The sequence below is a fragment of the Enterococcus mundtii genome (genome assembly GCF_002947535.1).
Lineage (GTDB): Bacteria > Bacillota > Bacilli > Lactobacillales > Enterococcaceae > Enterococcus_B > Enterococcus_B mundtii_B.
Window position 1 is genome coordinate 37,694 of the sequence record NZ_PUAP01000019.1, and the last position, 25,590, is coordinate 63,283.

The 25,590-nt window shown below is 38.9% G+C and carries 23 protein-coding genes; all 23 read left to right on the plus strand.

Annotated elements, in window-relative coordinates; translation table 11 throughout:
- Positions 1-17: 17 nt before the first annotated feature.
- The 23 genes from CUS89_RS05865 to CUS89_RS05975 all read left to right on the plus strand — a co-directional run bounded on the left by CUS89_RS05865 (position 18) and on the right by CUS89_RS05975 (position 25,460).
- Positions 18-1,997, plus strand: coding sequence for a BglG family transcription antiterminator (locus tag CUS89_RS05865; protein WP_104871411.1), 1,980 nt, complete (start codon positions 18-20; stop codon positions 1,995-1,997).
- Positions 1,998-2,009: 12 nt separating this feature from the next.
- The gene (locus CUS89_RS05870) at positions 2,010-2,330 is read left to right on the plus strand and encodes a PTS cellobiose transporter subunit IIA (protein WP_104871412.1); all 321 of its coding nucleotides are present in this window, start codon (positions 2,010-2,012) and stop codon (positions 2,328-2,330) included.
- A gap of 21 nt (positions 2,331-2,351) precedes the next feature.
- A complete protein-coding gene (locus tag CUS89_RS05875) occupies positions 2,352-2,870 on the plus strand; it encodes a hypothetical protein (protein ID WP_104871413.1) in 519 nt (172 codons plus the stop codon).
- A complete protein-coding gene (celB, locus tag CUS89_RS05880; protein WP_104871414.1) occupies positions 2,871-4,226 on the plus strand; it encodes a PTS cellobiose transporter subunit IIC in 1,356 nt (451 codons plus the stop codon).
- Positions 4,227-5,045: 819 nt separating this feature from the next.
- Entirely contained in the window at positions 5,046-8,660 is a 3,615-nt protein-coding gene (locus CUS89_RS05885; protein WP_104871415.1) for an immunoglobulin-like domain-containing protein, read from the plus strand.
- An 83-nt stretch (positions 8,661-8,743) separates the two neighbouring features.
- Positions 8,744-9,211 (plus strand): DUF4352 domain-containing protein, encoded by a 468-nt coding sequence (locus tag CUS89_RS05890; RefSeq protein ID WP_104871416.1) that lies wholly within the window; start codon positions 8,744-8,746, stop codon positions 9,209-9,211.
- On the plus strand, positions 9,208-10,461 hold the full coding sequence (locus CUS89_RS05895; protein ID WP_104871417.1) for a nucleotide sugar dehydrogenase: 1,254 nt from the start codon (positions 9,208-9,210) through the stop codon (positions 10,459-10,461). Before CUS89_RS05890 ends, CUS89_RS05895 begins: the two co-directional genes overlap by 4 nt.
- A 40-nt stretch (positions 10,462-10,501) precedes the next feature.
- Positions 10,502-11,236, plus strand: a complete 735-nt coding sequence (locus CUS89_RS05900) for a YveK family protein (RefSeq protein ID WP_104871418.1) — start codon at positions 10,502-10,504, stop codon at positions 11,234-11,236.
- The gene (locus tag CUS89_RS05905) at positions 11,236-11,877 is read left to right on the plus strand and encodes a CpsD/CapB family tyrosine-protein kinase (RefSeq protein ID WP_104871419.1); all 642 of its coding nucleotides are present in this window, start codon (positions 11,236-11,238) and stop codon (positions 11,875-11,877) included. The genes CUS89_RS05900 and CUS89_RS05905 overlap by 1 nt, the downstream gene beginning before the upstream one ends.
- Positions 11,878-11,889: 12 nt before the next feature.
- Positions 11,890-12,540, plus strand: coding sequence for a sugar transferase (locus CUS89_RS05910; protein WP_104871420.1), 651 nt, complete (start codon positions 11,890-11,892; stop codon positions 12,538-12,540).
- The gene (locus CUS89_RS05915; protein WP_104871421.1) at positions 12,540-13,286 is read left to right on the plus strand and encodes a WecB/TagA/CpsF family glycosyltransferase; all 747 of its coding nucleotides are present in this window, start codon (positions 12,540-12,542) and stop codon (positions 13,284-13,286) included. Before CUS89_RS05910 ends, CUS89_RS05915 begins: the two co-directional genes overlap by 1 nt.
- Complete coding sequence (locus CUS89_RS05920; RefSeq protein ID WP_104871422.1) at positions 13,283-14,536, plus strand: O-antigen ligase family protein; 1,254 nt, start codon at positions 13,283-13,285, stop codon at positions 14,534-14,536. Before CUS89_RS05915 ends, CUS89_RS05920 begins: the two co-directional genes overlap by 4 nt.
- Positions 14,537-14,544: 8 nt before the next feature.
- Complete coding sequence (locus tag CUS89_RS05925; RefSeq protein ID WP_104871423.1) at positions 14,545-15,960, plus strand: lipopolysaccharide biosynthesis protein; 1,416 nt, start codon at positions 14,545-14,547, stop codon at positions 15,958-15,960.
- Entirely contained in the window at positions 15,957-16,994 is a 1,038-nt protein-coding gene (locus CUS89_RS05930; protein WP_104871424.1) for a glycosyltransferase family 4 protein, read from the plus strand. Before CUS89_RS05925 ends, CUS89_RS05930 begins: the two co-directional genes overlap by 4 nt.
- A 24-nt stretch (positions 16,995-17,018) precedes the next feature.
- Complete coding sequence (wecB, locus tag CUS89_RS05935) at positions 17,019-18,125, plus strand: non-hydrolyzing UDP-N-acetylglucosamine 2-epimerase (RefSeq protein ID WP_104871425.1); 1,107 nt, start codon at positions 17,019-17,021, stop codon at positions 18,123-18,125.
- A 14-nt stretch (positions 18,126-18,139) separates the two neighbouring features.
- Positions 18,140-19,594: a helix-turn-helix domain-containing protein gene (locus CUS89_RS05940; protein ID WP_104871426.1), complete on the plus strand. Its 1,455-nt coding sequence runs from the start codon at positions 18,140-18,142 to the stop codon at positions 19,592-19,594.
- 52 nt (positions 19,595-19,646) lie between these two features.
- The gene (locus CUS89_RS05945) at positions 19,647-20,009 is read left to right on the plus strand and encodes a DUF7006 family protein (RefSeq protein ID WP_104871427.1); all 363 of its coding nucleotides are present in this window, start codon (positions 19,647-19,649) and stop codon (positions 20,007-20,009) included.
- 44 nt (positions 20,010-20,053) lie between these two features.
- The gene (locus tag CUS89_RS05950) at positions 20,054-20,974 is read left to right on the plus strand and encodes an LCP family glycopolymer transferase (RefSeq protein WP_104871428.1); all 921 of its coding nucleotides are present in this window, start codon (positions 20,054-20,056) and stop codon (positions 20,972-20,974) included.
- Positions 20,975-21,240: 266 nt separating this feature from the next.
- A complete protein-coding gene (locus CUS89_RS05955; protein ID WP_104871429.1) occupies positions 21,241-22,020 on the plus strand; it encodes a cyclase family protein in 780 nt (259 codons plus the stop codon).
- Between the two features lie 144 nt (positions 22,021-22,164).
- Entirely contained in the window at positions 22,165-23,055 is an 891-nt protein-coding gene (locus CUS89_RS05960) for a hypothetical protein (protein WP_104871430.1), read from the plus strand.
- Positions 23,056-23,158: 103 nt separating this feature from the next.
- Positions 23,159-23,425 (plus strand): hypothetical protein, encoded by a 267-nt coding sequence (locus tag CUS89_RS05965; protein ID WP_104871431.1) that lies wholly within the window; start codon positions 23,159-23,161, stop codon positions 23,423-23,425.
- A 44-nt stretch (positions 23,426-23,469) separates the two neighbouring features.
- Entirely contained in the window at positions 23,470-24,381 is a 912-nt protein-coding gene (locus tag CUS89_RS05970) for a hypothetical protein (protein ID WP_104871432.1), read from the plus strand.
- Positions 24,382-24,506: 125 nt separating this feature from the next.
- Positions 24,507-25,460: a hypothetical protein gene (locus CUS89_RS05975; protein WP_104871433.1), complete on the plus strand. Its 954-nt coding sequence runs from the start codon at positions 24,507-24,509 to the stop codon at positions 25,458-25,460.
- Positions 25,461-25,590: the final 130 nt, after the last annotated feature.

Genomic DNA, 25,590 nt, shown 5'->3' on the forward strand with positions numbered 1-25,590 from the left:
AATAGGGGAAGATAATAATGAAACAAACAGAAAAAGAGTTATTGCGGCAATTGATTGATCATCAAGGAGAATACCTCACGAGCCAGTACCTCGCTTCTGAATTATTATTATCTGACCGTACGATTCGAAACTATTTGAAAACATTGAATGAAGTAATCGAAAATAATGGCGGCAGACTCATTGCCAAGCAAGGTCAAGGGTATCAACTAGAGGTCGTCAATAAGCTTGCTTTTGCCCTGTTTTTGAAGCAACGGGAAGTCACTGTGGAATATGGTGATCAGGTGACTGAGTTTTATGGTTCAGAAGATCGAAAAAAGTATATTTTAAATAAACTACTTTTGGAAGATCGCGCAATCGTGATCGATGATTTGGCAGAAGAGTTATATATCAGCCGTTCGAGTTTAGTGAATGATATCCAAGAGATCAAAGAGAAGTTAGCCGATTATTCGTTGAAAGTTGTGTCGAAACATAAACAGGGGATGTGGATCGAGGGACAAGAACAAGACAAGCGACATGTGATCATGGATACCTTTTTTGGGAATAAGTATACCAATTCTTTGAAAGAATACCTCGGTAACAGTCAATTCTTCAAGGAAATCAATTTTGAAGAATTAGTGATCATTATCTTGGACGAGATTCGTGAATCCAAATTGAGGGTTTCTGATTTTGTGATCCAAAATTTAGCGCTACATTTAGCATTGGCAATCAAGCGAATGCGAGCCGGTTTTGAGATCCAAGTGCCTGAGATCACTGGAGAAGAGATCCATGAGACCGAATATCAAGCAGCCAAGAATATAACCAGACGGATCGAGTCTATCATGAATGTTCGTTTCCCTAAAGATGAAATTGCTTATTTAGCCTTACATTTGATGGCTAAATCAAATCAAAGCCATAAAAGGGAGAATCAAGAGTTAGTGACAGAGTTAATGTCAGTTCTTAAAGAGCTTGCTCAGGTTCTTGGACAGTCGATCGTCGAAGATTATCAATTCAGAAATGGCTTAATCAATCATTTAGAACCCATGTTAGTTCGTTTAAAGAGAGGAATTGCACTGGAAAATCCTTTAACAAAAGAGATCAAAAAAGAAGATCCACGAGCCTTTGAATTGACTAAACACTATTTTAGTCAGATGCCTTCTTTGAAAGATTATAAAATCAATGAGGATGAATGGGCGTATCTAGCACTTCACTTGATGGCAGCGATTGAAAAAAATAAGGTCGATTGTAAACTCCAGGCGTTGATCATCTGTGCGACTGGCTATGGAAGTGCACAATTGTTAAAAAATCGGGTGTTGAGTGAATTTGGGAAAAACATTGCAGTGAAACAAGTGAAAGGCTACTACGAAATCGATGAACAGGCGTTAGAGGATATTGATGTGATCATTTCTTCCATTGATTTGTCGACGATGTTTTTCAAAGTGCCTGTTCTTCATGTCAGTGTTTTCTTGAATGATCAGGATGTTCAAAAAATCCGTAAAGTGATCGAAGAGCAACGTCCAATTTGCTTTGTGAAACCCCAAGAAGCGTTATCTCTTATGAAAGAAAAAGCAGACTTTTATGAAGAACAGATTTCTAGAAAATGGTTTAAGGTCTATCCTACAGCGCCAACAAAAGTGCAAGTTATCGCTGATTTGTTGGCACTTTTACAAGTAGATGAAACGGAGAATTATACGTCTGAGATGATTCACCAAATCGAACGTCGTGAGAAAATGGGGCAGATCATCTTCAGTGAACAAGTGGTCGTCCCACATCCAGCGATCCCAGTTGGAGCCACCGCTAAAATTGCAGTCGGCGTCATTCCTGATGGGATGAAATGGGACGAACAAGAGGCGATCAAATTTGTTTTTCTAGTCTCTCCTTCTTGTATCGAAAATGAAGGAATCACTGTTGTCACAAAGGCAATCGTGAAATTCATTGATCGATTAGACCTACAGCAGCTGATTTTAACTGAACCAACGTTTGAAAATTTTAATGAACAATTTATAAAAATGATTTACTAAGGAGGAGTCTTGATGACGGAAAAAATCACGAGTGAAGAGCTTCAAGTGACCGCTTTTGATATTATTTTTCACAGTGGCAATGCACGAACATTGATCCACGAGGCATTTGCTTTGTTACGAGCAGAAGATTTTACAGAAGCAGAAGAAAAGCTAGACGAAGCAAATCAGGAAATTTTAGAAGCCCATAAATCACAAACGCATTTATTGAAAGAGTATGCAAGTGGGCAAAAAATTGAAATGGAGATCATCATGGTCCATGCGCAAGATCATCTGATGACGACGATGACGTTATTGGAAGTCGCAAAAGAAATGAGTTATCTATATCAAAAATAAACAAGAACAGGGGGTGAAAAAATGAGTGAAGCTGAGAAAAAACAACGAGAATTAGAGAAAAAAGCATTTAGTTTGAAAGTCTTGTATTTTAATCGCTATCTGATCATTCGCTACTTAACGGCTGGTTTCTTTTTTACCAATCTTTATTGGCTGGTTTCCTTACTCCTTGCGAATAGCAAGATGTTTTGGGTGCCATTAGGGCTATTATTCTTTCTTTTACCAGTCGTCGCAGAACAAGTGGCACTCTATCGTACACATAAAAATAATGCAACGGTTACTCGAAATTATTTCCGCTTGCAAGCGGTAACCAATGTATTTCTCCTATTAGCAGTATTTTCACCAGGTTATTCTCAGTTGTTTCCTTTTATGGCGAATGGTTCAAATGGCCAAGCATTGATTCTGTTTGTGATTGCTAGTGGGCTACTGATCTGTCTGTTTTGTCAGCGACGCTTGAATAAAATCCATGCAAATACGGATCGTCACTATCAACGAATCAAAGAGTATGAACGTGTAGTACATTTTGGAAAGGGGAGTAAATAGATGTTTGATTTTCTACAGAAATATTTGATGGGACCGATGGGGAAAGTGGCACAATTCAAGATCGTACGCGCAGTAATGGCTGCTGGGATGGCGTCGATTCCCTTTACGATCGTAGGCTCGATGTTTTTAGTTTTGAATATTTTACCGTTACCATTTCCGTTTTTAGAAGGATTTTTCAATGCAACTTTCTTTAAAGTCAGCGACTTGTATATGATCGTCAACACAATGACGATGGGGATATTATCTGTTTATTTTGCTATTGTATTTGCTTATGAATTAACGTCGATCGAAAGAGATGAACAAGCACTGAACGTCAATCCATTAACTGGCGCGCTATTATCTGTTTTTGCTTTCTTCATGTGTATTCCAGAGTTGATCATTTCAGATGGAAAAATCAGCTTGATCTCTAGTATGACCGATGCAGAAACCGTCGTTAGTGGTGTACGTATGGGCGCATTTGTCGAACGTCTAGGTACGTCAGGTATTTTTACCGCAATCATCATGTCTTACATTGCAGTTGAGTTGTATTGTATGTGTGTAAAACGTAACTGGGTCATCAAGATGCCAGATGTTGTACCACCTGGGGTTTCACGTTCCTTTACCGCATTGATCCCGACGTTTGTGATTGCCTTTGTGGTGATGCTTGTCAACGGCACATTAGTTGCGTTAGGAACAGATATTTTCAAAATGATCGCGATTCCTTTTGGCTTCGTAACAGAATTGACGAATACGTGGATAGGGATCATGATCATTTATTTCTTGATCCACGCGTTATGGATCGTAGGGATTCATGGGGCGAACATCATCACTTCTTTCTTGACACCAATCGTCTTAGCGAACATGGCAGCAAATGCTCAAGGTGCAAATTATCCTTTAGCCGGCGAATTTAATAACTCTTATGTAACAGTTGGTGGTTCTGGAGCGACACTAGGATTGATTATCTTTATTGCATTCATGGCAAAATCCGATCAGTTAAAAGTATTAGGAAAAGCTTCATTAGTACCAGGTATTTTTAATATCAATGAACCGATCATTTTCGGGATGCCAATCGTTTATAATCCTTACTTGGCAGTACCGTTCTTCTTAGCACCAATGGCATCCGCATCATTAGCATACTTTGCCATCAAACTAGAAATCGTTCGACCGATGTTAGCCCAAATGCCGTGGCCTTCACCAGTGGGGATCGGCGCATTTGTTGGTAGTGGAGGTGACTGGAAAGCCGCTGTTTTAGCCGTATTATGTGCCATCCTCGGCTTTATCATCTGGTTGCCATTCATCAAGTTTTATGACAATAAATTATTGACCGAAGAACAAGAAAAAGCCGCAGAACTAGCAAGAGAAGGTTCATTGGCTTGATTAGGTACTAAAAAAATCAGTGATCATCCATAGCGATGGTCACTGATTTTTTGTTATGTGTTATGGAAACTAAGAGACAATAAAGGAGTACCTCTCTTGGTCAAAGGAAAATAAGTCATATAAGAAGAATACAATGAATGAAGTATGAATCGATTTACTTGGCATGAAAGTGAATGAAGAGTAGCCTAGGCACGACCAATCTCGAGTGGAAATCATCAAGAAAAGCGCCAATCATTTTAGTTCGCTTGTTCGCTTTCAAGTAACAAGTGGACATGAGCAGAACTAACCATAAAGGAAATCAAATAAAGCTGAGAATCAACCGTTGTTTCGTCCAACGTTGACGCTCAGCTTTTTTTATTTTGTTGAATGTTACACCAACAGATGACAGTACCTTGTTTTCTTGGCAACTTTTTTTAGTAAGAATGGGTGTACTAAGAGCCATGTTTTAATAACAAGAAAAAGTATAAGCGAGGGGAATCCCTTACCTGGCTTATTCCGCAGTGGTACGGGCTATTATAACTTTATATTTAAAATGTTTAATTATAATTTTTTCTAAAATTTATTGACAAAAGACACGTTTTACATACTGGAGTGCAAAAGTTGATTTAACCATTCAGAATCAAACATGTTAAATTATCCTTATTCTAAGCAATAAATAATGGATATTCTTTTTGTCTTTTGAGTTGAAACGTGGCGCACATTAAAAGTAGCTAAATGATTTCACTGATCGATGGATATGCAGAATATTTTTTTATTTAGACAAGAAAGGATGTGTCTCAACAATCGCTTTGCTTCACATAAAGAAAAAAGGAGTTAACTATGAATAAAAAAGTGAGTAAAAAAGTAACCGGCTTGTTGTTGGTGAGTCAGTTGACATTGTCGATGATGCCAGTCACTGCATTAGCCACAGAAGAAAATGAACCTGTTTCACCAGAAGTGGCAGAATTGCTTCGCTTGGATGATTTATTGTCTGATTTACAATCTGCTGAAATCATTGATGCAGGGGAAACGGAACAACCAGAGAGCGAGATAGAGGATCAACCTACTTTAGAAAGTGAAGAGTCACAAGGAGATGGAGATATCGTCGAACCTATAGAAGACGAGGAAGAGGCGCCAGAAGAGATTCAAGAAAGCGAGCCAGAATCTTCTGTTGATCACCCAATGGAAAATGATACAGAGTCTGAAGAACCGGAAGCAGCTGAAGCTCATTTAGCAAGAAATGCAGTCCAAGTATCTACTAATGCTCAATTAAGGACGGCGTTAGCAAATGCAAATGTTACTCAAATCAATCTAGTGAATTCTATCACTATGTCTAGTAGTGTGACATGGACTGGAACGACGAAAACGATTGAAGGAAATGGTCATACCTTGACCTTTGCAAACAATGTTCGTTTGTATGGAAATACCGTGAATCAAGGGTTAAGTTTTAGCAACGTACGAATCGTTTCTCGCGCGACGAATACGATCTATCAAAATCGAACGTCGAGCGTTTCATTCACGAATGTGACACACGAGAATAGTCACGCAACGGGGCGATTAGTCTATTTAGATGAACCGAATTCCTCGGTTAATTTTTTAGGCGACAACCAAATCAATGCAGGTTCACTTGTATGGGCAGATTCAAACAGCCGAGTGAATATCGATAGTGGCGCATCTGTCCGAGTAAATAACAATGGAACGGCACGTGCCATCTATCTTTCTAGTGGTGGACAAATCCATTTAGGTGCAAATAGCTTGCTCGATGTTACACAAAGTAGCACGGTAAACACAGTGAAAGCAGTGAAGATTGAAGGAAGTAGTTCGAGGGTAGATATTGCTTCGGGCGCAACTTTTAAAATCACTAGTGCGCCAAATACACAAAAAACACAAGAGGCATTAGGACTAAGAGGCACATTGCATGTTTCGTCTGGCGGAACGTTGGACGTGGTTGGCAGAAGTACTTTTTCGACCGTGAATGTGGGGCAACCGAGCACTTTCCAAGAGGGTTCAAATGTGCGCATCCAAAACAATCATAGAAATGGAACGGCGATCGGCTCTTATCCAGGTACAACGAATTACGCTATCCATTCTTCTAGAGGAATACAAACTTGGGCAAGAGGAGCGAACTTTTCTGGTGATCCTACCTTTAATTATCAGGAATTCAACCAAGGCTCATTTTCATTGAACAGCTACCTCATTAAACAAGTGACTTCTCATATTCAATCAAATGATGCGAGGTTCAATGCGACATTCAATAGTGGAAGAATTGGGAAGATCGTGACTGGAAACTTTGTGGCTGGGGCAACGATCCAGCAAACGACGATTGATGAAGTAACTACAAATTCTACTCAGATCACTGGGCAAGCAGAACCAAATGCTGTTTTAACTGTCACTATCGATGGGCAAGCGACGTTGACTGGTCGAGTAGCAAGTGATGGCACATACCAGGTGACGATACCTGACAATGTCACGTTAGCGGTTGGCACTAAAGTCAGCGTGACAGCAACGATCAATGGTCTTACTTCGGTTGCAGAAACGATCGTGGAAGAGAGTGAAAAAGCTACACTTGCAGAAACAACGATCTCTGACGTGAATACAGACTCAACAAGCGTTACGGGTACAGCAGAACCAAATGCAGAGATCGTGATCAAAGCGGGAGAGTACACTTTAGCTACTGGACGTGTAGGTAGTGACGGGATTTATGCGTTGACGATCGATAAGCAGCAAGCAGGAACAATCATCACAGCACAAGCAACCTTAAATGGTGTTTCTTCAAATATCGCCGAAACGCTGGTGGTCAGGGCAACAATTGCACCCACTGTACTGAATGAAGTAACAACGGCTTCAACAAGTGTAAGTGGTACAGCAGAACCAAATGCTGAAATTGAAATCGAAATCGATGGCTATGCAACGAAGCGAGGGACAGTCGATCACGAGGGGAATTTTGAAGTAGAGAAAGATCCACAACCTAAAGGAACAATTATTTTGGCTCAAGCAAGTATCGATGACCTTACGTCGAATATTGCTTCCACGGTGGTTGTTACTGATCCATCACAGAGGACAGGAACGATCACGCCAGATAAATACAATATTTCCGCTGGATCTCCATTCTTAACAGGTGTTTACACAGGATATGCAGTTTCTGCGCGTGTTTACATCAATGGTTCATCGATTCGTGGAGGCTCATTTGATCAAGGAAAATTTGAATTTTTTGTCGGCAATCGAATTCAATCCAGAGACGATGTAGTAGAAATCGAAGCGTTGGATCAAAATGGACGCGTACTGGATCGCCAGACAGTTGAATTAGAAAAGGATCTGGCTGGAACGATCACTCCTGAACCATATCGTGTAGGAGAAGTAGCGATTACTGGACGGTTTACTGGGGATGTGAATCTTGCTCGTCTTGTCATCAATGGTACAGCGACGAATGCTTGGGGAGGAACGTTCAATCCGGATGGAACATTCTCTTTCTATGTAGGGAATCTTAGCATCAAAGCAGAGGATAAAGTAGAGATCCAAGCGTTGAATCGTCAAATCAGCGGCAGCAGTGAAGCGATTCAAGTATTGGGTGTGAAAGAAGTACCCGTAATCGAGCAATTGAAAGGGACTCTTACACCAAATAGATATCGTCCTACGGAAACTACGATCACTGGGACTTTTACTGGGGATATCAACTTTGCTAAGCTCTTGATCGATGGACAATCTGTAGGGAACTGGGGAGGAACGTTCAACAAAGATACTGGCACGTTCGAATTTTTTGTTCACACTCGCTTTAGAGAGCAAGTTAGAGACGCGTCAACAGTGGAGATCCAAACGTTCCACAGAGAGACGGCAAATGGACAAACGATCGATCATCGTCTTGTGCGTCAACCAGTCGAGGTGGTCAGAGGAGAAGGAACGATTTCACCAGAACCTTTCAAAGTAACAGAAAATCTAATTACTGGGTCATTTACTGGGGATATCAATCTGGCTAATTTGATTATCGACGGACAGTCCGTTTCATGGGGAGGTACCTTCAATACATCTACAAACACCTTCACGTACTTTGTTAATCAAACGGTTCGCCATATGATACGTGATGCTGAAAAAGTAGAGTTGGTTGGTTATCAACGGACAATCATCAATGGCCGTCCAGTTGAATCTGAATTAGACCGTAGTGTGGTGGCGATCAATCGAGAATTTACTGGGACCATCACTCCTGATGACTACAGATTGGGAAGTCGTGTCGTAACAGGAACTTATACAGGGGAAGACATCAATTTTGGGCGTCTGGATATCGATGGCCTAACTCTTTGGGTCAGTGCATTTGCTGATGGTAAATTTACTGCTTACTTGAATGCGACTCAGGCAAACAGTATCACCAAAGAAAGCAAAATGACGATTTACGGGGTCCATCGTTTCCGAAATCAAAGTACAGAAATCATTACGGAAGCAAATGTAACGATCACAGAATAATATTCGATTCTTGAAAGAATGAAGGGGACCTTGTGTTTCGATCCATGCAAGGGTCCCTTTATGTATAGAAAGAGAGAGATGAAATGAAAGTCAAGCTACTTAGTTTATTCATGATGCTATTGTTTGTTGCAGGCTGTTCGAATGAAGGGAATACGAAGACAGATGCTACAGCGACTAGTGAATCAGCGGAACAATTAGCGCAACAACCTCAATCAATTATTGGTGGGTTGAAAATCAGTATCGATAAGCAAGAAATCAACCAGAAAAAAACAGAAGATGGCGAACGTGTTTTGCACACCTTTACGATCACTGGCGAAAATATGGGTTCGGTCCCTACAGGATTAGGTTCGATCGATTTTCTTTTAGAAACAGATACAGGCGACCAGATCGAGTTGGATCATACAATGGCAATGTTTGGCGACGAGATTACGGTTGGTGAAACCCTCACTGGCAATGTTTCGTTTGAACTAGAAGAAGGACAAGAGGCAAGAAAGCTGATCTATCATACCGGTGAGGAACAACTAGCAGAATGGGAAGTTAACAGCAAATGAAGATAAACGTTATTGGTTTAGGCTATATTGGCCTCCCTACAGCCATCACCTTTGCTTACCATGGGGTAGAGGTTATTGGAGTAGATATTTCTGAAGCAGTGATCCGATCCTTACAACTAGGGCAAGCACCTATTGAAGAACCAGAGATTGAGACTTATCTAGGAAAGGCATTAGAACAGCAGAAATTCAAGGCACAATCAGTACCAGAAAAAGCGGATGTCTTTATTATTGCCGTTCCTACACCAAATAAAGCGGATGAGCACGGTAGCTGTGATCTGACTTATGTGAAAGCCGCAATGCACGCGATTTTACCCTATGTAGAAAAAGGCAATACAGTCATCGTCGAATCAACGATCCAACCACGCACGATGGAAGATGTAGTCGCTCCATTTTTTGAAGCGGAGGGGTATGTTATTGGGCAAGATCTTTACTTGCTTCATTGTCCTGAACGTGTACTACCAGGCAGGATTTTTGAAGAATTGATTAGGAATAATCGGATCATTGGCGGAATGACTGCCGCATGTATCGAACAAGGAAAGAAAGTCTATCAGACATTTGTACAAGGAGAGATGTTAGCAACTTCCACGGGAATCGCGGAGTTGTCAAAACTGATGGAAAATACGTACCGTGATTTGAATATTGCTTTAGCCAATGAATTAGTACAAATAGGGGATCGCTTAAATATTGATGCTCTACAAGTCATTGAATTAGCCAATCAACACCCACGCGTGAACATCCATCAACCGGGACCGGGTGTCGGAGGACATTGTTTGGCTGTTGATCCTTATTTTGTTGTTGCCTCGGCACCAGAAGAAGCAAAAATGATCCAGTTAGGACGCCAGATCAACACCAATATGCCTAGGTTTATTATTAAAAAAATAGAAGAAATCCTTCTTCAGTATCAAGGCTCTAAAATCGCTATCTTAGGTCTTGCTTATAAAGGAAACATTGATGACGCAAGAGAAAGTCCGGCAATCGAGATTGTTGCAAGATTAAAACAGTCTCCCAATTATCAAGTAGTGACGTTCGATCCATATGTTCCAACAGCGGACGTCTCTCAGTTAGAGGAAGCTCTTTCAGGCAGTGATCTAGCAGTGATTCTCTGTGACCATGATGTGCTCAAAGAAATTCCGGAAGCAAGTATAAAGAAAATGAAGCAAAAGGTTGTTTTTGATACAAAAAATATTTTGACGAATAAAGCGAGTTTCGAAAAGGCCTATTCTCTTGGAAATCTATCAGTAGAAAAGTAATTTGTTTCGTCAAATTTTATGATATTGAAAGGGAAAAATGATGAGAAAAGAGATAAATATCAAGAAACTAAAGCAAGTCATTCAGCAAAAAAAAGGCTGGATCTTTATGATCATTAGTCTTCCCTTACTAAGCATGTTTGTCTATCTCCACTTGTTTGCTGAGCCAATCTATCAAAAAAGCGCACAGTTGTTGATCAGCCAATCGGATCATTCATCTGGACAACGGTTAGAAACACAGATGATCCAAGCAGATCTGCAACTTGTCAATACGTACAGTGCGATCATCATGAGTCCCAGAATTTTAAATGGGGTAAGTAAAGCGTTGAACGAGGACTATAGCATTTTAGAATTAAGCGAACGTTTGAGTGTCTCCAATGCAACAAACTCACAAATTATTGAAATCAATGCTTTTCATAAAAGTCCGAAAGTCGCTGCAAGGATAGCAAATACGACGGCGAAGATTTTTAGTGAGGAGATTCCAAGTATTATGAATATCGATAATGTGACGATTTTAGCAGAAGACGAGGTTTTACCAAACGAAAGACCAGCTCGTCCACATCGTTTGCTTCTGTTTGTTTTGACCATTTTTCTAAGCTTGTTACTGGCATTGACTTTTGTTTTTATCTTGCTTGCATTTGAAAGAAGTTTCGCTTCGTCGACAGAAATTGAAGAAGTCTTGAATCTACCAATCCTTGGCGAAGTGAGTAAAGAAAAACGAGTTCCCACGTTTAAGCCGGATTCCCCAAGAAATACGAGACGGAGGGCGCGTGTGTGATGCGAAGTATGAAAGAAATTTATTCGATTGCCAGAGAGCAGTACAAATTGATTAGAGAAAATATCGATTATTTACGTACCCAGCATGAAGTGAGAACGATTTTAGTGACTTCGGGTGAAAGTGGTACAGGAAAATCCACTGTGTCCGCTAATTTAGCAGTAGCCTATGCGCAAAAAGGCAATCGTACTTTGTTGATCGATGCGGATCTGCGAAAGCCCACACAGCATAAACATTTTTCGAAAGATGCGCACGTGGGACTGTCGAATTATATCCGCAGAGATGTATCCCTTGATAGCTGTATCCAACAAGTAAATTTGGAAAATTTTGAATTTTCAATCATTACAAGCGGTCCTATTATACCTAATCCGAATGATTTGCTCTCATCCTCCAAGTTGACTGCTACTCTAGATCATCTCAAACAAGAGTACGAAGTAGTGATCATCGATACACCACCAATCAATATCGTTTCCGACGCGTTGATTCTTTCTAAGAAAGTAGATGGTGTGATCGTCGTTGTTCATGCAGATAAGACAAACAAGCAGGCTGCAAAAAATTCAGTGAAAAAGTTAAGGATGGTGGATGCCAAGATACTGGGGGTTGTATTGAATGGCACAGATAACGCAAAGAATTATTATTACTAAGGAGAAGGAAAAATGGATAGACCAACGATTGACAATGAAAAATTACATGTTACAGTAAATCGCTATATCTATTGGAAAGGTATGATCGAATTTTTGATAAGCTTGTTTCTTCTAGTGTTGCTTAGCCCATTGTTGTTCCTTATTTGTATCAGTATAAAATGTTGTGACTGGCAAGCACCGATCCTCTTCAAACAAGTGCGCGTAGGCAAAAATGAACAAACCTTTTTAATGTATAAATTCCGAACGATGTATCCCGGAGCGGATAAGCAGCTGAATGATTTTTTAGATAAAAATGAAATCGAAGGTCCGATGTTCAAACTAAAAAATGACCCACGTATCACAAAGATCGGGCGTTTTCTTCGTAAGTCGAGCTTGGATGAATTTCCACAGTTAGTAAATGTTTTAAGAGGAGAAATGGCGTTGATCGGGCCTCGTCCTCCATTGGAAAGAGAAGTGGCGGAGTATTCTGCTACGGATAAAAAAAGACTCACTATTACGCCTGGATGCACAGGACTATGGCAAGTAAGTGGCCGTAATGAATTAAGCTTCCGTGAAATGGTCACATTGGATCTGTATTATATCGATAATCTTACTCCTTGGCTGGATTTTAAAATTTTTATGAAGACGATTGGAACAGTGTTGCTTCCTAAAGGAGCTTTTTAATGAATAGGCAGCGACGAATCGAGATTCTTGGAAGCAAGTTAGATCCGCTTACTTTAGTTGAGACCATCACTGCAATCGAGCAAATGATCGAACAAGGAATCCATGCACAACACGTTTCAATAAACGCAGGTAAAATAAATTTGATGAAAGAAGATCCTACGCTACGACGTATTGTGAATCAAGCAACACTGATCACGGCGGATGGGCAATCGATTGTGTGGGCAGCCCGTTATTTGGGCTATGATGTACCTGAAAGAGTGACCGGAATCGATCTTTTTCGTGAGTTGGTGAAGTTAGCTGCTGAAAAAGGCTGGCGACCATACTATCTGGGGGCAACGGAAGAAGTTGTTGCATCCGTTGTTGCTCATGATCAGAAAAAATATCCTGATCTTGCCATTGCAGGTTATCATCATGGTTATTTTTCAAATGAAGAATCCCATCAGATTGCCAGAGAAATCGCGGAAGCAAAACCAGATCTGCTATTCATTGCTTTTTCAAGTCCTCAAAAGGAAATATGGATTGAAACGTTCAAAGAGGTACTACAAGTCCCCTTTTCAATGGGCGTTGGCGGAAGCTTCGATATTGTAGCAGGTAAGACAAAACGCGCACCAAGATGGATGCAAGAGTCTGGACTAGAGTGGTTTTACCGATTTATCCAAGAACCAGTAAGGATGTTTGATCGTTACATCAGAGGGAACATCCGCTTTTTAAAATCAGTTTGGCGAGAGAAGCGAAAGAACGTATGAATACAAATAAACAGAGAACGATCACTTTTTTTATGGGTATCGTAGCTATCTTTCCAGTCATCGATGTGTTGAATGGCTTGTTCCTAAGCATCGGCGTTCGCTTTCCGATCGGTGTCGTTTATCGCCTACTCTTTTTTTTGTTTCTGATTGGAATGATCGTTTTTGGTCGTATTACACGTAGCTATTATACGTATTTGACCTATGGCTTCATCGCGACCACACTTGCGCTTTTCTTACTACAGTCTGCTTTCTTGCAGTATTCCTGGTCATGGTTGATTGCGGATTTATCTGTATATATCAAATACCTTTTATGGGTATTGATTCCTTATTTTGTATATCAACGTAAGGAACTGATTTCCAAAGTTCATTACGATCAATTATTCATTATTATCAGCGTCCTGTTTACACTAGGATTACTGATTCCTTACTTTTTAGGGCTAGGCTATCAAACGTATGACAACTCTGATGCTGGATATAAAGGATATTTCTTTGCGAATAATGATACGAGTTTTGCATTTATTGTGTCGATTACTTTTACTGTTCAAGCGTTGATCGAATCAATAAAAGAACAAAATCATAGGCGTTCTCTTTTTCTAGGTAGCCTATTTGTTGGGAATTTCGTTTGTTTAGTACTTGTCGGGACCAAGACGGGGATTTTTTATGGCCTAACTACGTTGCTTTATCTGTTGTGGCGGTTGATCAAAGGGATTGAGCGACAAGCATTGATGCAACAGCTATTTATCTGGTTACTTAGCTTTTTTTCGATCTTTTGGTTGGTCGTACAAGGTTTTCCTTTGATGATCGAAGCAGTTGAAGGGACGTATGTACGTCTAGTCTATTTTTATCATTTATTCGATGGTGATTTGATCCGTTTGATTTCAAGTTCACGGAGTGATTTTTTGATTGGGGGTATGTCTGCTTTTTTGAATGATGAATGGCGACATTTTACGATGATCTTTGGACAAGGATTCGAATATCGCTTAGCGAACTTTGGTCGCCTAGGTTTAATTGAAATGGATTTCTTCGATACGCTTTTTGGACAAGGTTTTTTAGGGACCAGTTTATTGATACTCATGAGCGCTTATTTTCTCTACTTGGCATTTCAATCTACCAAGCGTTCGGTGTATAGCTTGGGGTTGATCGTTGTCTTTTTTTATAGCTTTTTTGCGGGGCACGTGTTGTATTCTGCATTATCTTCTACTTTTTTAGGACTGATTTGTGGAGGGATTATTTTAACAGAGAAAGAGTGAGATAGTTATTGAAAAAAATACTGATAAGACTAGGTTTTTTCTCCATCGGCTCATTAGGTTCAGCAGTCTTGAATCTGGTGCTTTTACCAGTGACGACGACCTTTTTAAGTCCAGAGGAATACGGTAAAACTAGTATGTTTTTTCTCGCACAGACTTTTTTGATCTACGTGATTTATCTAGGTTTTGATCAAGCTTTTACACGTGAATACCATGACCAAGAAAATAAGAAGTCACTTTTGCAACAATCAATGATGATCCCATTGATTGGCTCTATTATTTTGGCCATGAACTTAGTACTTTATGCAAATCATTTTTCGATGTTTTTATTTGAAGATCCCTCTTATACAAAGGCGATTTACTTACTAGCTATATCAGCAATATTATTGATTTTTGAGCGTTTTATTTTGTTGAATATTCGTATGCAAAACAAAGCAATCATATTTTCGGTCTATAGTATTTTAGTCAAGCTCATCATTTTGTTGTTTACCTTGCTCTTTCTTTACGTGGGTAGACCTACTTTTATTACAGTTGTCTACGGGATGTTAGTAGGGCAGATCATTGGGGACTGTGTCCTGATCATTGGGAATGGTATGCTTTTTTATCCACTCAACCTCACCCTCGACAAATCGTTGATCAACAATCTATGTCGCTTTGGTTTTCCAACAGTTGTAGGAACATTTCTTTATAGTTTATTAACGATCATTGACAAAGTCATGTTACGCCATTTTGCGGATTTCACTTCGTTAGGTATCTACACCGCTGCCTTTAAAGTAGCAAGTGCCTTGATGATCTTGCAAGTAAGCTTTGCAAATTTTTGGATCCCAACTGCTTACGAGTGGTACAAAAAGAATAAACCGCTAGTCCACTATGAACGTGTCAGTCACTTGATGATGTTTCTATTATCGTTTTGTTTTTTGATAATGGTTCTCTTTAAGGAAAGTATCGTTTTATTATTGTCCAGTGAGTATAGCGAAGCGCAGCATTTGGTTCCGCTACTCTCCTTTTATCCATTGATGATGACGATCAGTGAAACCACTAACTTAGGAATCGTCTTTTCTAAAAAAAGTCATTTGAATATTGCAGCTTCTCTATTTGCTGTACTAGCTGCAGGTTTGACACATTTGTTTTTCGTGCCTCTATTTGGTGCGACAGGGGCAGCTGCTGCAACAGGGCTAGGTTACTTGGTTTTCTTTTTTTCCCGTACTTATTTTTCGATGAAACATTGGCAAGGTTTTTCAGTAAAACGACAAGTCAGTTTGTCGCTGTTACTTTACTGGTTTGCTCTTTTTACCGCAGTAAATCAGAACTTCTGGCTAGAAAAGGGAATGGTGTTGCTCTTGCTATTACTCATGCTCATTCTCTATCAGAATGAGCTGAAACTGATGAAACTATTTTTTCAAGAAAGGAGCATCCGAAAAGTATGAATATTATGATCATTGGGCCTGATCCAAATGCTCAAGGAGGGATCGCAACGGTTATCCAGAATTTTAAAAAAGCAAAAGCACCAGAAGATTTGCACTTTTTTTTTCATCGAACATGGGCAGAGAAAAGAAAATTTCTTACCCAGTGTAAAGCATTTTTGACTTTTCGTTCTCATATAAAAAAAGAAAAGTGTCGCATCCTCCATTTTCACGTGGCACAAAAGGGTAGTTTTTATCGAAAGAGTCTTTTATTATTACTGGCTCCAAGAAACTGTCGAACGATATTCCATATGCACGCTTCACAATTCGATCGTTTTTATCAGCAGAGCCATCCTGTGATGAAGCGTTGGATACGGTTTATTTTGAAGCGTGTAGATCACTTGGTGGTATTAAGTAACAGTTGGGCTGATTATTATCAAACAGTAACGGATACACCTATTTCTATTCTGCCAAATGCAGTAGAATTACCTTCTCGAAATCTCTATGATCCGCAAGCAACTTGGATTCTTACACTTGGTCGAATTGGTAAAAGAAAGGGCAGCTTTGATCTTTTGGAAGTTGCAAAAAAAGTAGCAGTAGAATTTCCAGATATTCGCTTCATGTTATATGGAGATGAAGAAAATGAACAAATTGCCCAACAGATCAAAAGAGAGAACATCCAGAATGTTTTTCTGAATGGTTGGGTCTCAAAAGAGGAGTTACCAGTCTTGTTCCAACAAACAGTGTTGCATTTTCTTCCTTCTTATCATGAGGGGTTACCGATGGCGATTTTAGAAACCATGGCAGCAGGAATACCAAATGTCACAACAAAAGTTGGTGGGATCCCTGAGTTGATCGAACAGGATAAAAATGGATATTTGGTGGATGCGGGAGATACACAAGCAATGCTCGCAGGATTACGAAAATTATTACAAGATAAGGAACAGCGTTTACAGTTGAGCCAGGAGGCGAGATCCGTGATTGTCAAAGACTATGCACTGCAACCATATTTGGTGCAATGGCGCAACATTTATGAAAAGCACTATTCTTTACTTTAAAAAACACACATAAAAAGGAGCATTATGGAAAAAATAAAGGTATTATCAATCTTTGGTACTCGTCCAGAGGCAATCAAAATGGCACCTATCATCAAAGCATTGGAGAAAGACCCCCGCTTTCTTTCCAAGATCGTAGTGACAGGGCAACATCGCGAAATGCTTGATCAAACGATGGCTTCTTTTCAACTAGTATCTGATTACAATTTAGCGATCATGCGTGAAAATCAGACATTGTTTAGTATGACGAGTCGAATCTTGGAAGGGCTAGAAGCTGTTTTTCAAGCAGAGCGTCCAGATCTCGTATTAGTACATGGCGACACAACTACTGCTTTAGCTGCTGCGCTCGCTGCGTTTTATCAACAGATTTTGATTGGACATGTGGAAGCCGGGTTACGAACTGGCGACAAACAAGATCCATTTCCAGAAGAAATGAATCGCCGATTGATCGATCAGTTATCTGATTTTTTATTCGCTCCGACCGAACAGAGCAAAGAAAATCTTTGCAAAGAGAATCATCCGCAAGAGCGTATATCGGTTACTGGCAACACGTCGATCGATGCGTTGTACCATACCTTAGATCAAAGAAAACCAAAATCATTGAAGTTTGTGGAAGATGAAAAGAAGATCTTGCTGGTGACCATGCATCGGCGAGAGAATATTGGCTTACCGATGGAAAATGTATTTCGCGCATTAAAACGAATTGCGATCGATCACCCGACACTGAATGTAGTCTTTCCTGTACATAAAAATCCAAAAGTACGGGAAATAGCCAATCAATATTTAGAGAGGCAAGCGAATATCCAACTCATCGAACCATTAGATACACCAGAATTTTATCAACTTCTTTCAAAAAGCTATTTGATCTTGACCGATTCAGGAGGGATACAAGAAGAGGCTCCTTCATTAGGCGTACCTGTGTTGATTGCTCGAGAAACGACGGAGCGACCAGAAGGCGTGTCAGCAGGTACATTACTATTAGTTGGAACGGAAGAAGAACAAGTATACACAAAGATCACGCACTTATTAACAGATAAAAAAACTTATGAGGCTATGGCACAAGCCAAAAATCCTTATGGAGATGGTCAAGCCAGTAGCCGGATCGTGGATCAACTTAAAAGTTATTTCAATTAGAAGAAGGTGAAGTTATGAGACAAATCCAATCATCTTTTGTTACGAATAAAACGACACTGAGATGGTTGCATCTTTTAGAATATATGGAGCATGTTGCATATACACCAATACGGGAGTTGTCGAAAGTAATCAAAAGTTCTAGCCGTACAATTATTGAAGATTTGCAAAATATCAAGGAGTATTTCTGTGACTCGATTGAAATGAAAACTTCAAATATTGGCTACAAACTGAAAATACTTGATATAGAGAAATACTTTGAAAAAAAAAAAGCATTGATCAGTAATGAACCACTCTTCAAAATTTTAGAAAGTATCTTTTTAGGAGAGATCCTATCAATCAATGAATGGGCGGATATTTTTTTTCTTTCCCCAGCAACATTGATGCGCTATTTAAGAAAAATCGAACCCATTCTTTCTCGGTATGATTTGAGTATCAATAAAAGTCAGGTAGATTTGATTGGCGAAGAAGTAAATATTCGACATTTTTATTTTAACTTTTATTATGAATCCGATATTACCCCACATACAGTCTTTCCTCCGTTAATCATTCAAGAGATTGGTTTGGATTTAAAGGGAGAGCAATTCAGTCGTGATTTTTCGAATATTGCTTTTGAAGAGATCTGCTATATGATTTACATTATTTTGGAACGAACTTCGCATGGCCATTACGTAAAAATCGACCTGAATTTGGTGAAGCTGTTTCGTAAAGAGTATTATACAGAACTAAAAAAATTAAAAACGATGTTATCGAATCATTTACAAATGCCGATCTGCGAAAAAGAAATCATCTATTTTTATGCACTGGCGATCAGTAAACGAACCGTTTTTGATATTGATCTAGAAAGAAGCTTTTGCAATAAACTAGGAAAAGAACCGCAAGTTTTACATCTTACCAAACAGTATTTAGGAGAAATTGATCCACCTAAAGGGGCAATTGAAAGTAGTACTATTTTTATTCAGTCTTTCTTTTCTAACGTGATGTTAAAACATCAAATTTCGCCAGTTTTAAATACAGTGATCCCTGATTTGATCGCATTTGTTAATAAAGAGTTCCCGGAGGAAGTAGAAAAAAACATCTGTTTTCTGAGAAAACAGTTGGAATTAGTGCCTTATCTGACGCTAGAAACAATCGTAGATGTAAGCGCAGTTTTTACTATCTTGATGGATTGCTTAAAAGAATTATACTGGGGAAAACCTAAAAAGATCGCTTTTTTATTAGAAGGCAATCAATTTATTTCACAACGAATCCAAGTCACAGCACGGAAGAACTTAGGTAGCTATCAAAAGCTTTATTTTCCTAACGCATTAGATATCAGTCATGGTTACTTCAAAGCAAATCAATTCGATATCATTGTGACCAATTATGCAGAGCATCTATCTAATTTTTCGAGTGCGGGTACTTGTTTGCTGTTCAATAAAATCCCAAATGAAACAGATTGGCAAAGATTGATGTCCTTGATCAGATGCTAGGGTTGATTCACGTGGATGAACAAAATAAATTTCTAGAAGAAAGGGAGAAATCATGATCAAAAAAGTACAGGTGACACCTGCTACCTATTTAAAAAATTATGAAGAACTTTGTCACTTGCAGGACTTTCCCATCATTCAACAGGTTTGTATCGAATTACATCAAAAATTCGTAGTTATTTGTCGTACACCTTACGATAATATTTTGGAACAATTTGCTGAATTATTAGAAATCGATGCGCAATTGCAAATGTTTTTAGATTTTTTACAGCATGGTTTTTTTGAAGAAACGGGGTTGGCAGAAGAAGAGGTAGTGGAAATGATCCTAAAAGATAAAAATGTGTACTATCGTTTACTGACAGGTATTGCAACGAATCAAAAAGCACCTAAAGGGCTGATCTATCTCAGTGAAAAATAGGATAAGAAAATCCAATAGGCTTAAAATAAACCGGAGGAATCGAGATGTTTAGCAGAAAAAAAGCATTTCTTTCAATATTGCTCGTGCTCGTACTTGTGACTTTGGGAATCGTAGGGTATATTGGGAAAATCTATATTGATATCCGAGCAACCGTAAATGGCTCTTATGAAGCAATCGAGCGAGCAGAGACGGAATTGGATTACCTTTCAGGAGATCCGTTTTCGATTTTATTACTTGGAACAGATGGAGGTGTTCTGGAAAGAGAGGAACGCGGGAGAACCGACACGCTGATCGTTGCCACAGTCAATCCTAAAAAAGCAATAACAACATTAGTTAGTCTTCCAAGAGATACCTATACCGCGATCATTGACCAAGATATCAATGACAAAATCAATCATGCATATGCCTATGGCGGAGTTTCCAGCACCCTGTCAACAGTAGAAAATCTATTAGATATCCCAATCGACTATTATGCACAAATCGATTTAAAAGGAATGAAAGAATTAGTGGATCTTGTTGGAGGCGTTGAAGTGAATAACGCATTCACTTTTCATTATGAAGGAGTGGATTTTCCAATTGGAAAGTTACAGTTAGATGGAGAAAGTGCACGCAAGTATGCTCGTATGCGTTATGAGGACCCTGAAGGCGATTATGGCAGGCAAAAAAGACAACGTCAAGTTTTAACTGGCTTTTTGGACCAAGCAAGAGCAGTGGGCACATTAGTGAACTATAAAGGCATGCTTGAAGTCATTGGAGAAAATATACAGACGAATATTTCATGGGAAACAAGCCAAATGCTGTTTAAACATTATCGAACCGCATTGACCCATGTGAATTCTGATCAATTGATGGGTGTAGGATTTACAGGAGATGGTGTCACAGGAGAACAAGGGATCTCTTACCAAATGATCCCAGAAGAAGAATTAGTACGCGTACAAAATGAGTTGAAAGAGCAATTGAAATAGCAGCAGGCAAAAATAAGACATCTCCTTCTCAGAAAAAGTTTTTTAGTAAATAATAGCTAGTAGTTGATGTTAGCAGTCCGATCCTTTATGTACAAAAGGATCGGATGCTTTTTTTACTAGGAATTGTTGTTAGAAACTTAATATCTTGGATAAATAAAGATAGATATTTATGTTAAATAACAGAAAAAAAAGGACAAAATAAAAGATAAATCATACGTATACTAGACACAAGTATGGAATAGAGTTAGGAAAGGAAGGACAGATAAATGAAATTGATTGATTTAAGTATCACGATTGAAAATGAAGTGCCAAGTGATCCGCAAGAAATGATTCCGGTGATCAACTATTTAGACCACGAAAAAAGTGTACCTGATATGTTGCGCTTTTTTGAAACGGCAAAAAAGGAAGACTTGCCTAATGGCTTAGCTTGGGCGATGGAAAGTGTCCAGCTCACTACGCATACAGGGACTCATATGGATGCACCTTATCATTATCATCCCACGATGGATAATGGACAGCCAGCTTGGACCATTGAGGAGGTTCCCCTTGATTGGTGTTATGGAAATGGTGTCATGCTTGATTTTTCAGATAAACCAAATGGTTATCAGTTAACGATCCCTGACTTTCAACATGCCTTGAAACACATCAACTATACGCTCAAAGAAAAAGATATCGTGCTGATCCAGACAGGCGCTGCGCCGTTTTGGGGCACGCCCAATTATTTGATCAGTGGGTGCGGTGTCGGACGAGAGGCAACGCTGTGGTTAATTGAGCAAGGCATACATGTAGTTGGTACCGACGCTTGGTCGTGGGATCGACCGTTGCCTTTTATCGCGGAAGAATTTAAAGAGACTCGAGACTCCTCGATTATTTGGGAAGGCCATTTTGCTGGGATCGAAAAGAAATACTGTCATATCGAAAAATTGACGAACTTAGATCAACTGCCACCGACTGGTTTCAAGTTAAGCTGCTTCCCAACGAAAATCAAAAAAGCGAGTGCTGGTTGGACACGAGTGGTCGCAATCATGGAGGAAGACCAACTTTGATTTGAAAAAGCTTGAACGGATTTAGACATCCAGCGCCTATCTATGGAAGAGGGCGTTGAATGTCCAAATCAGTAAATGGAAAAACTGCGAACAAGTTCAAGTAGAGGAAGCTGTGTCAAAGCAAGTTCATGGAGGGATAGATAAATGGATTCAGAAAAAGATATCTTGCTTTATGGCTTATATAAGGAACGCGAAGCTTTTTTTGCTGATGTAAAAAATAATAAAGTTGATCTACAAGGCTATCCAACCTTATCTGGTGAATCAGAACATGCACATATCATTGATTATTACAATAACAGGCTACATATGGTGATGGTTGAACGAAAAAGATCAGGGAGGTTACGCACTTTTGGGCAGTGGCATCAATTTATAGAGCGATTACCTTTGATGTTGTTCCGATTTTGGAAAGAGAATCCGCTTTGGAAACAATACGTGCAGTGTATGAACTGGAATCCTAAGAACAGCTTGTGGGCAACGTTCAATTATCCGATCTTTCATGAGAATCTTCGACTAGAAGACATCGTATTATATTTTCAAAATGAGGAAGGCGAGATCATAAGTTGTAACAAGCATATTACTAGAGGCTGTAAAAATGGCATTGATATGGCCATCCACTATCCCAATATTCTCATTTATTTCGTGTTAGATGGCATAAAAATGAAAGAAGTCATGCAAAAAAATCGTAACAAAAAATACAAAAGTGAGTATACCTGTAAAGAATTACGCTATATTTTTCGACATTGGTATCAATTAAAGGAGAAAGTCGTATTTTTTTTAAATCAAAAAATTGTAAAAGCACCTTGGATCGAAGGAAATCATATTCGCCAATGGGAAAGGTATCATGAGCGTCACAAGGAAAAGTTGATGAAAAAGACCTCTAAGTCAGTGGACGATCTCACACATGATATTTTCCCAGAAGAGAAGAAAAATGAATTAAAATCTTTCAAAGCGGTGATTTTAGAAGTAAATGAAAAGGGGAAAATTCAAAAAAAAATGGCAAAATCTATCGGTAGACAGCGAGCGTTCACCTTGTGATGTATTTAGTGGGCGTGTCTATAACTTACTGTTGCGGAAGATTTGGCGATAGAAGGCTATTTGTAGAATAAAAGCCTTCACTTGGGGCAGAGGAGAGAAACGAATGATAACAAATGAAATAAAAATTATATTTTTGGGGAATGAAAGTAAGTACCAACGACTATTTGTGTCAAATGAATTGGAACGATTCCAATCGGGTAAAGACTATCAAGTACAAATGTTTGACGCATATAATAATGGAATAGAGAAGCTGATCATCAAGTATGTGCAGGAAAATAAACTACAAACATTACAAGACTGGGAGGATTTTTCTGACAACTTGCCTTTGTTACTATTTCCGCAAAATGAAAAAATTAGTTTGTTTTTCTGAATATTATGAGTTCATGATTAAGTGTAAGAAAGTGGGATAGCGGAATGGATACAGATAAAGTGTACATTTTATTATTTGGGATGGATGATCAACGAAATCTATTTTACCAAGATGTAATCTCGAGAAAAGTGAAACTGAAAAGATTTCCTAGTCTGACAGGACCAAACTCATCAGCATATGTCATTGATTGCTACAATAAAGGGCTACATGAATTGATCGTTAGTAAATTGTTAGAAAAAAAGTTAGAGACCGTAGAAGAATTACAAGAACTTGAGAAAGAATGGCCAAACTTATTAGCAGAAGAGTATAAACATCTACCGCATTGGAAAAGATACTGGCTGTGTATGCAATGGAACCCTAAAAATCGCTTGTTGAATATATTTAAAAAAGTAGTAACTGAAAGAAGATTATTCACGGAAAAGGGGGCACTCTACTATCGTAACAAGTATAAAGATGAAAAAAATTTTAATAAGCATATCGAAAGAGGCTGTAAAAACGGTCTCGATATAGCCATCCACTGTCCTAATGTCAGGATATATTTTGTACTGGACAAACTGAATATGCACAATATCTCTAAAAAAAATTGTTATGGACAATACGAAAGTGATTATACCTGTAAAGAACTGCGTTATATTTTTCGGCACTGGGATGAGTTAAAAGAAAAAGTCGTTTTTTTTGAAAATAAAAAAATCGTGAAAGCACCTTGGATCAGAGGAAAGTATGTCAAGGCTTGGCAGAAATATAGTGACATACGAAAGCGGCGTTTCACATGGAATCTCAACAAGCAAGAGTGCAAGTCGATGGAAAATATCCAATCAAGCACATCTCTTGCAAACGAGAAGGCACGAGAACACAAAAACTTGCAATCCTTGCTTATAGAAGCAATAGGAAAACAAAACAATATCCAAGAGCAAAAGAAACCACCTGTGCATAGGCAACGAGCCTTAACGATATAGTTTTGGAAATACTATTTTTTTAGATACATAAGAAAGAGAGAAATATCAATTCGAATATTTTTTCAATCAAAAAAGTCAGTGCTGAGTGGCAACGAGATCGCTAATTTAAAAGAGGAGGAATGGTCATGCCATTAGATGGAGATAAAGTATTATTGATTGGTTTGGATGGTTCATGTGAACAACTATTTAAGGAGTTGAATGAAGGGAAACATGGATTTGAAGGAGAATTAAAAGAAAAGGATCATCGAGCCTATATGGTTGATACTTATAATGATGAAGTGAAAAGAATCATTTATGATAAAGTCAGAAAGGATGAACTGGTAACGAGGGAACAATGGCAACAATTTGCTGATGGTGGCATAAATGACTATGTAAAATCAGACAACTTACCGTTGTGGAAAGAGTTCATGGCTGCATCTAAAGAAAACCCTAAGAATCAATGGACAAATAGTTTTTCCGGTGCAATTCAAGCTGGCAACATAGAAATAGAGGGTATACAACGGGACAAAAGTGGGAATAAAATTGGGACAGAAGGAATAGAGCTATACTACATAGACAAGCATGGAGATAGAATATTCCTCAAAGAATTAGATGAAAACGGAGGGAAAATCGGGATAGACATGCTAAAATGCTATCCCACTATAAAAGCTTATATCACCTTAGATGGTATACAGATGAAAGATATAGCAAATAGACGTTATCTTAGGATGTATCCTATGGGGCAACTTCGTAAAATGTTGCGCTATGCTTATCGATCATGGCCGATCATAAAAGATCAGGTGACTTTTATGTCAAAAAGTCGGATTATACCACCACCTTGGCATGAAGGCGAATTTGTCAAAGATTGGCAAGTTTATATCGAAAATAGGGAAAATAAAGTGTCTAAAGGAATGGAGGTATCTTCTTTTCTAGCGGGCATACACACGTCGGAACAAAAGAAAATGTGTACAAATGGCACTCAAGTACTTCGTAAAATGACGATAGGACTTGCTAAACGAGCAGATGAATTAAATGAGCAGAAGAAACGAGAGTCATCTCGAATAAAGATACAGCGAGCTTCAACTGAATCGGAAAGATAAAGCGTATATTGGATATTGCCTAAGATTTTTAGAAGATTATCTATGAGTTGATGTGGCAAGATAAAAATTCATTTCAAAGATATTGGAATAAACAGCTAAAAAAGCCAACTCATAAGGAGTTGCCTTTTTT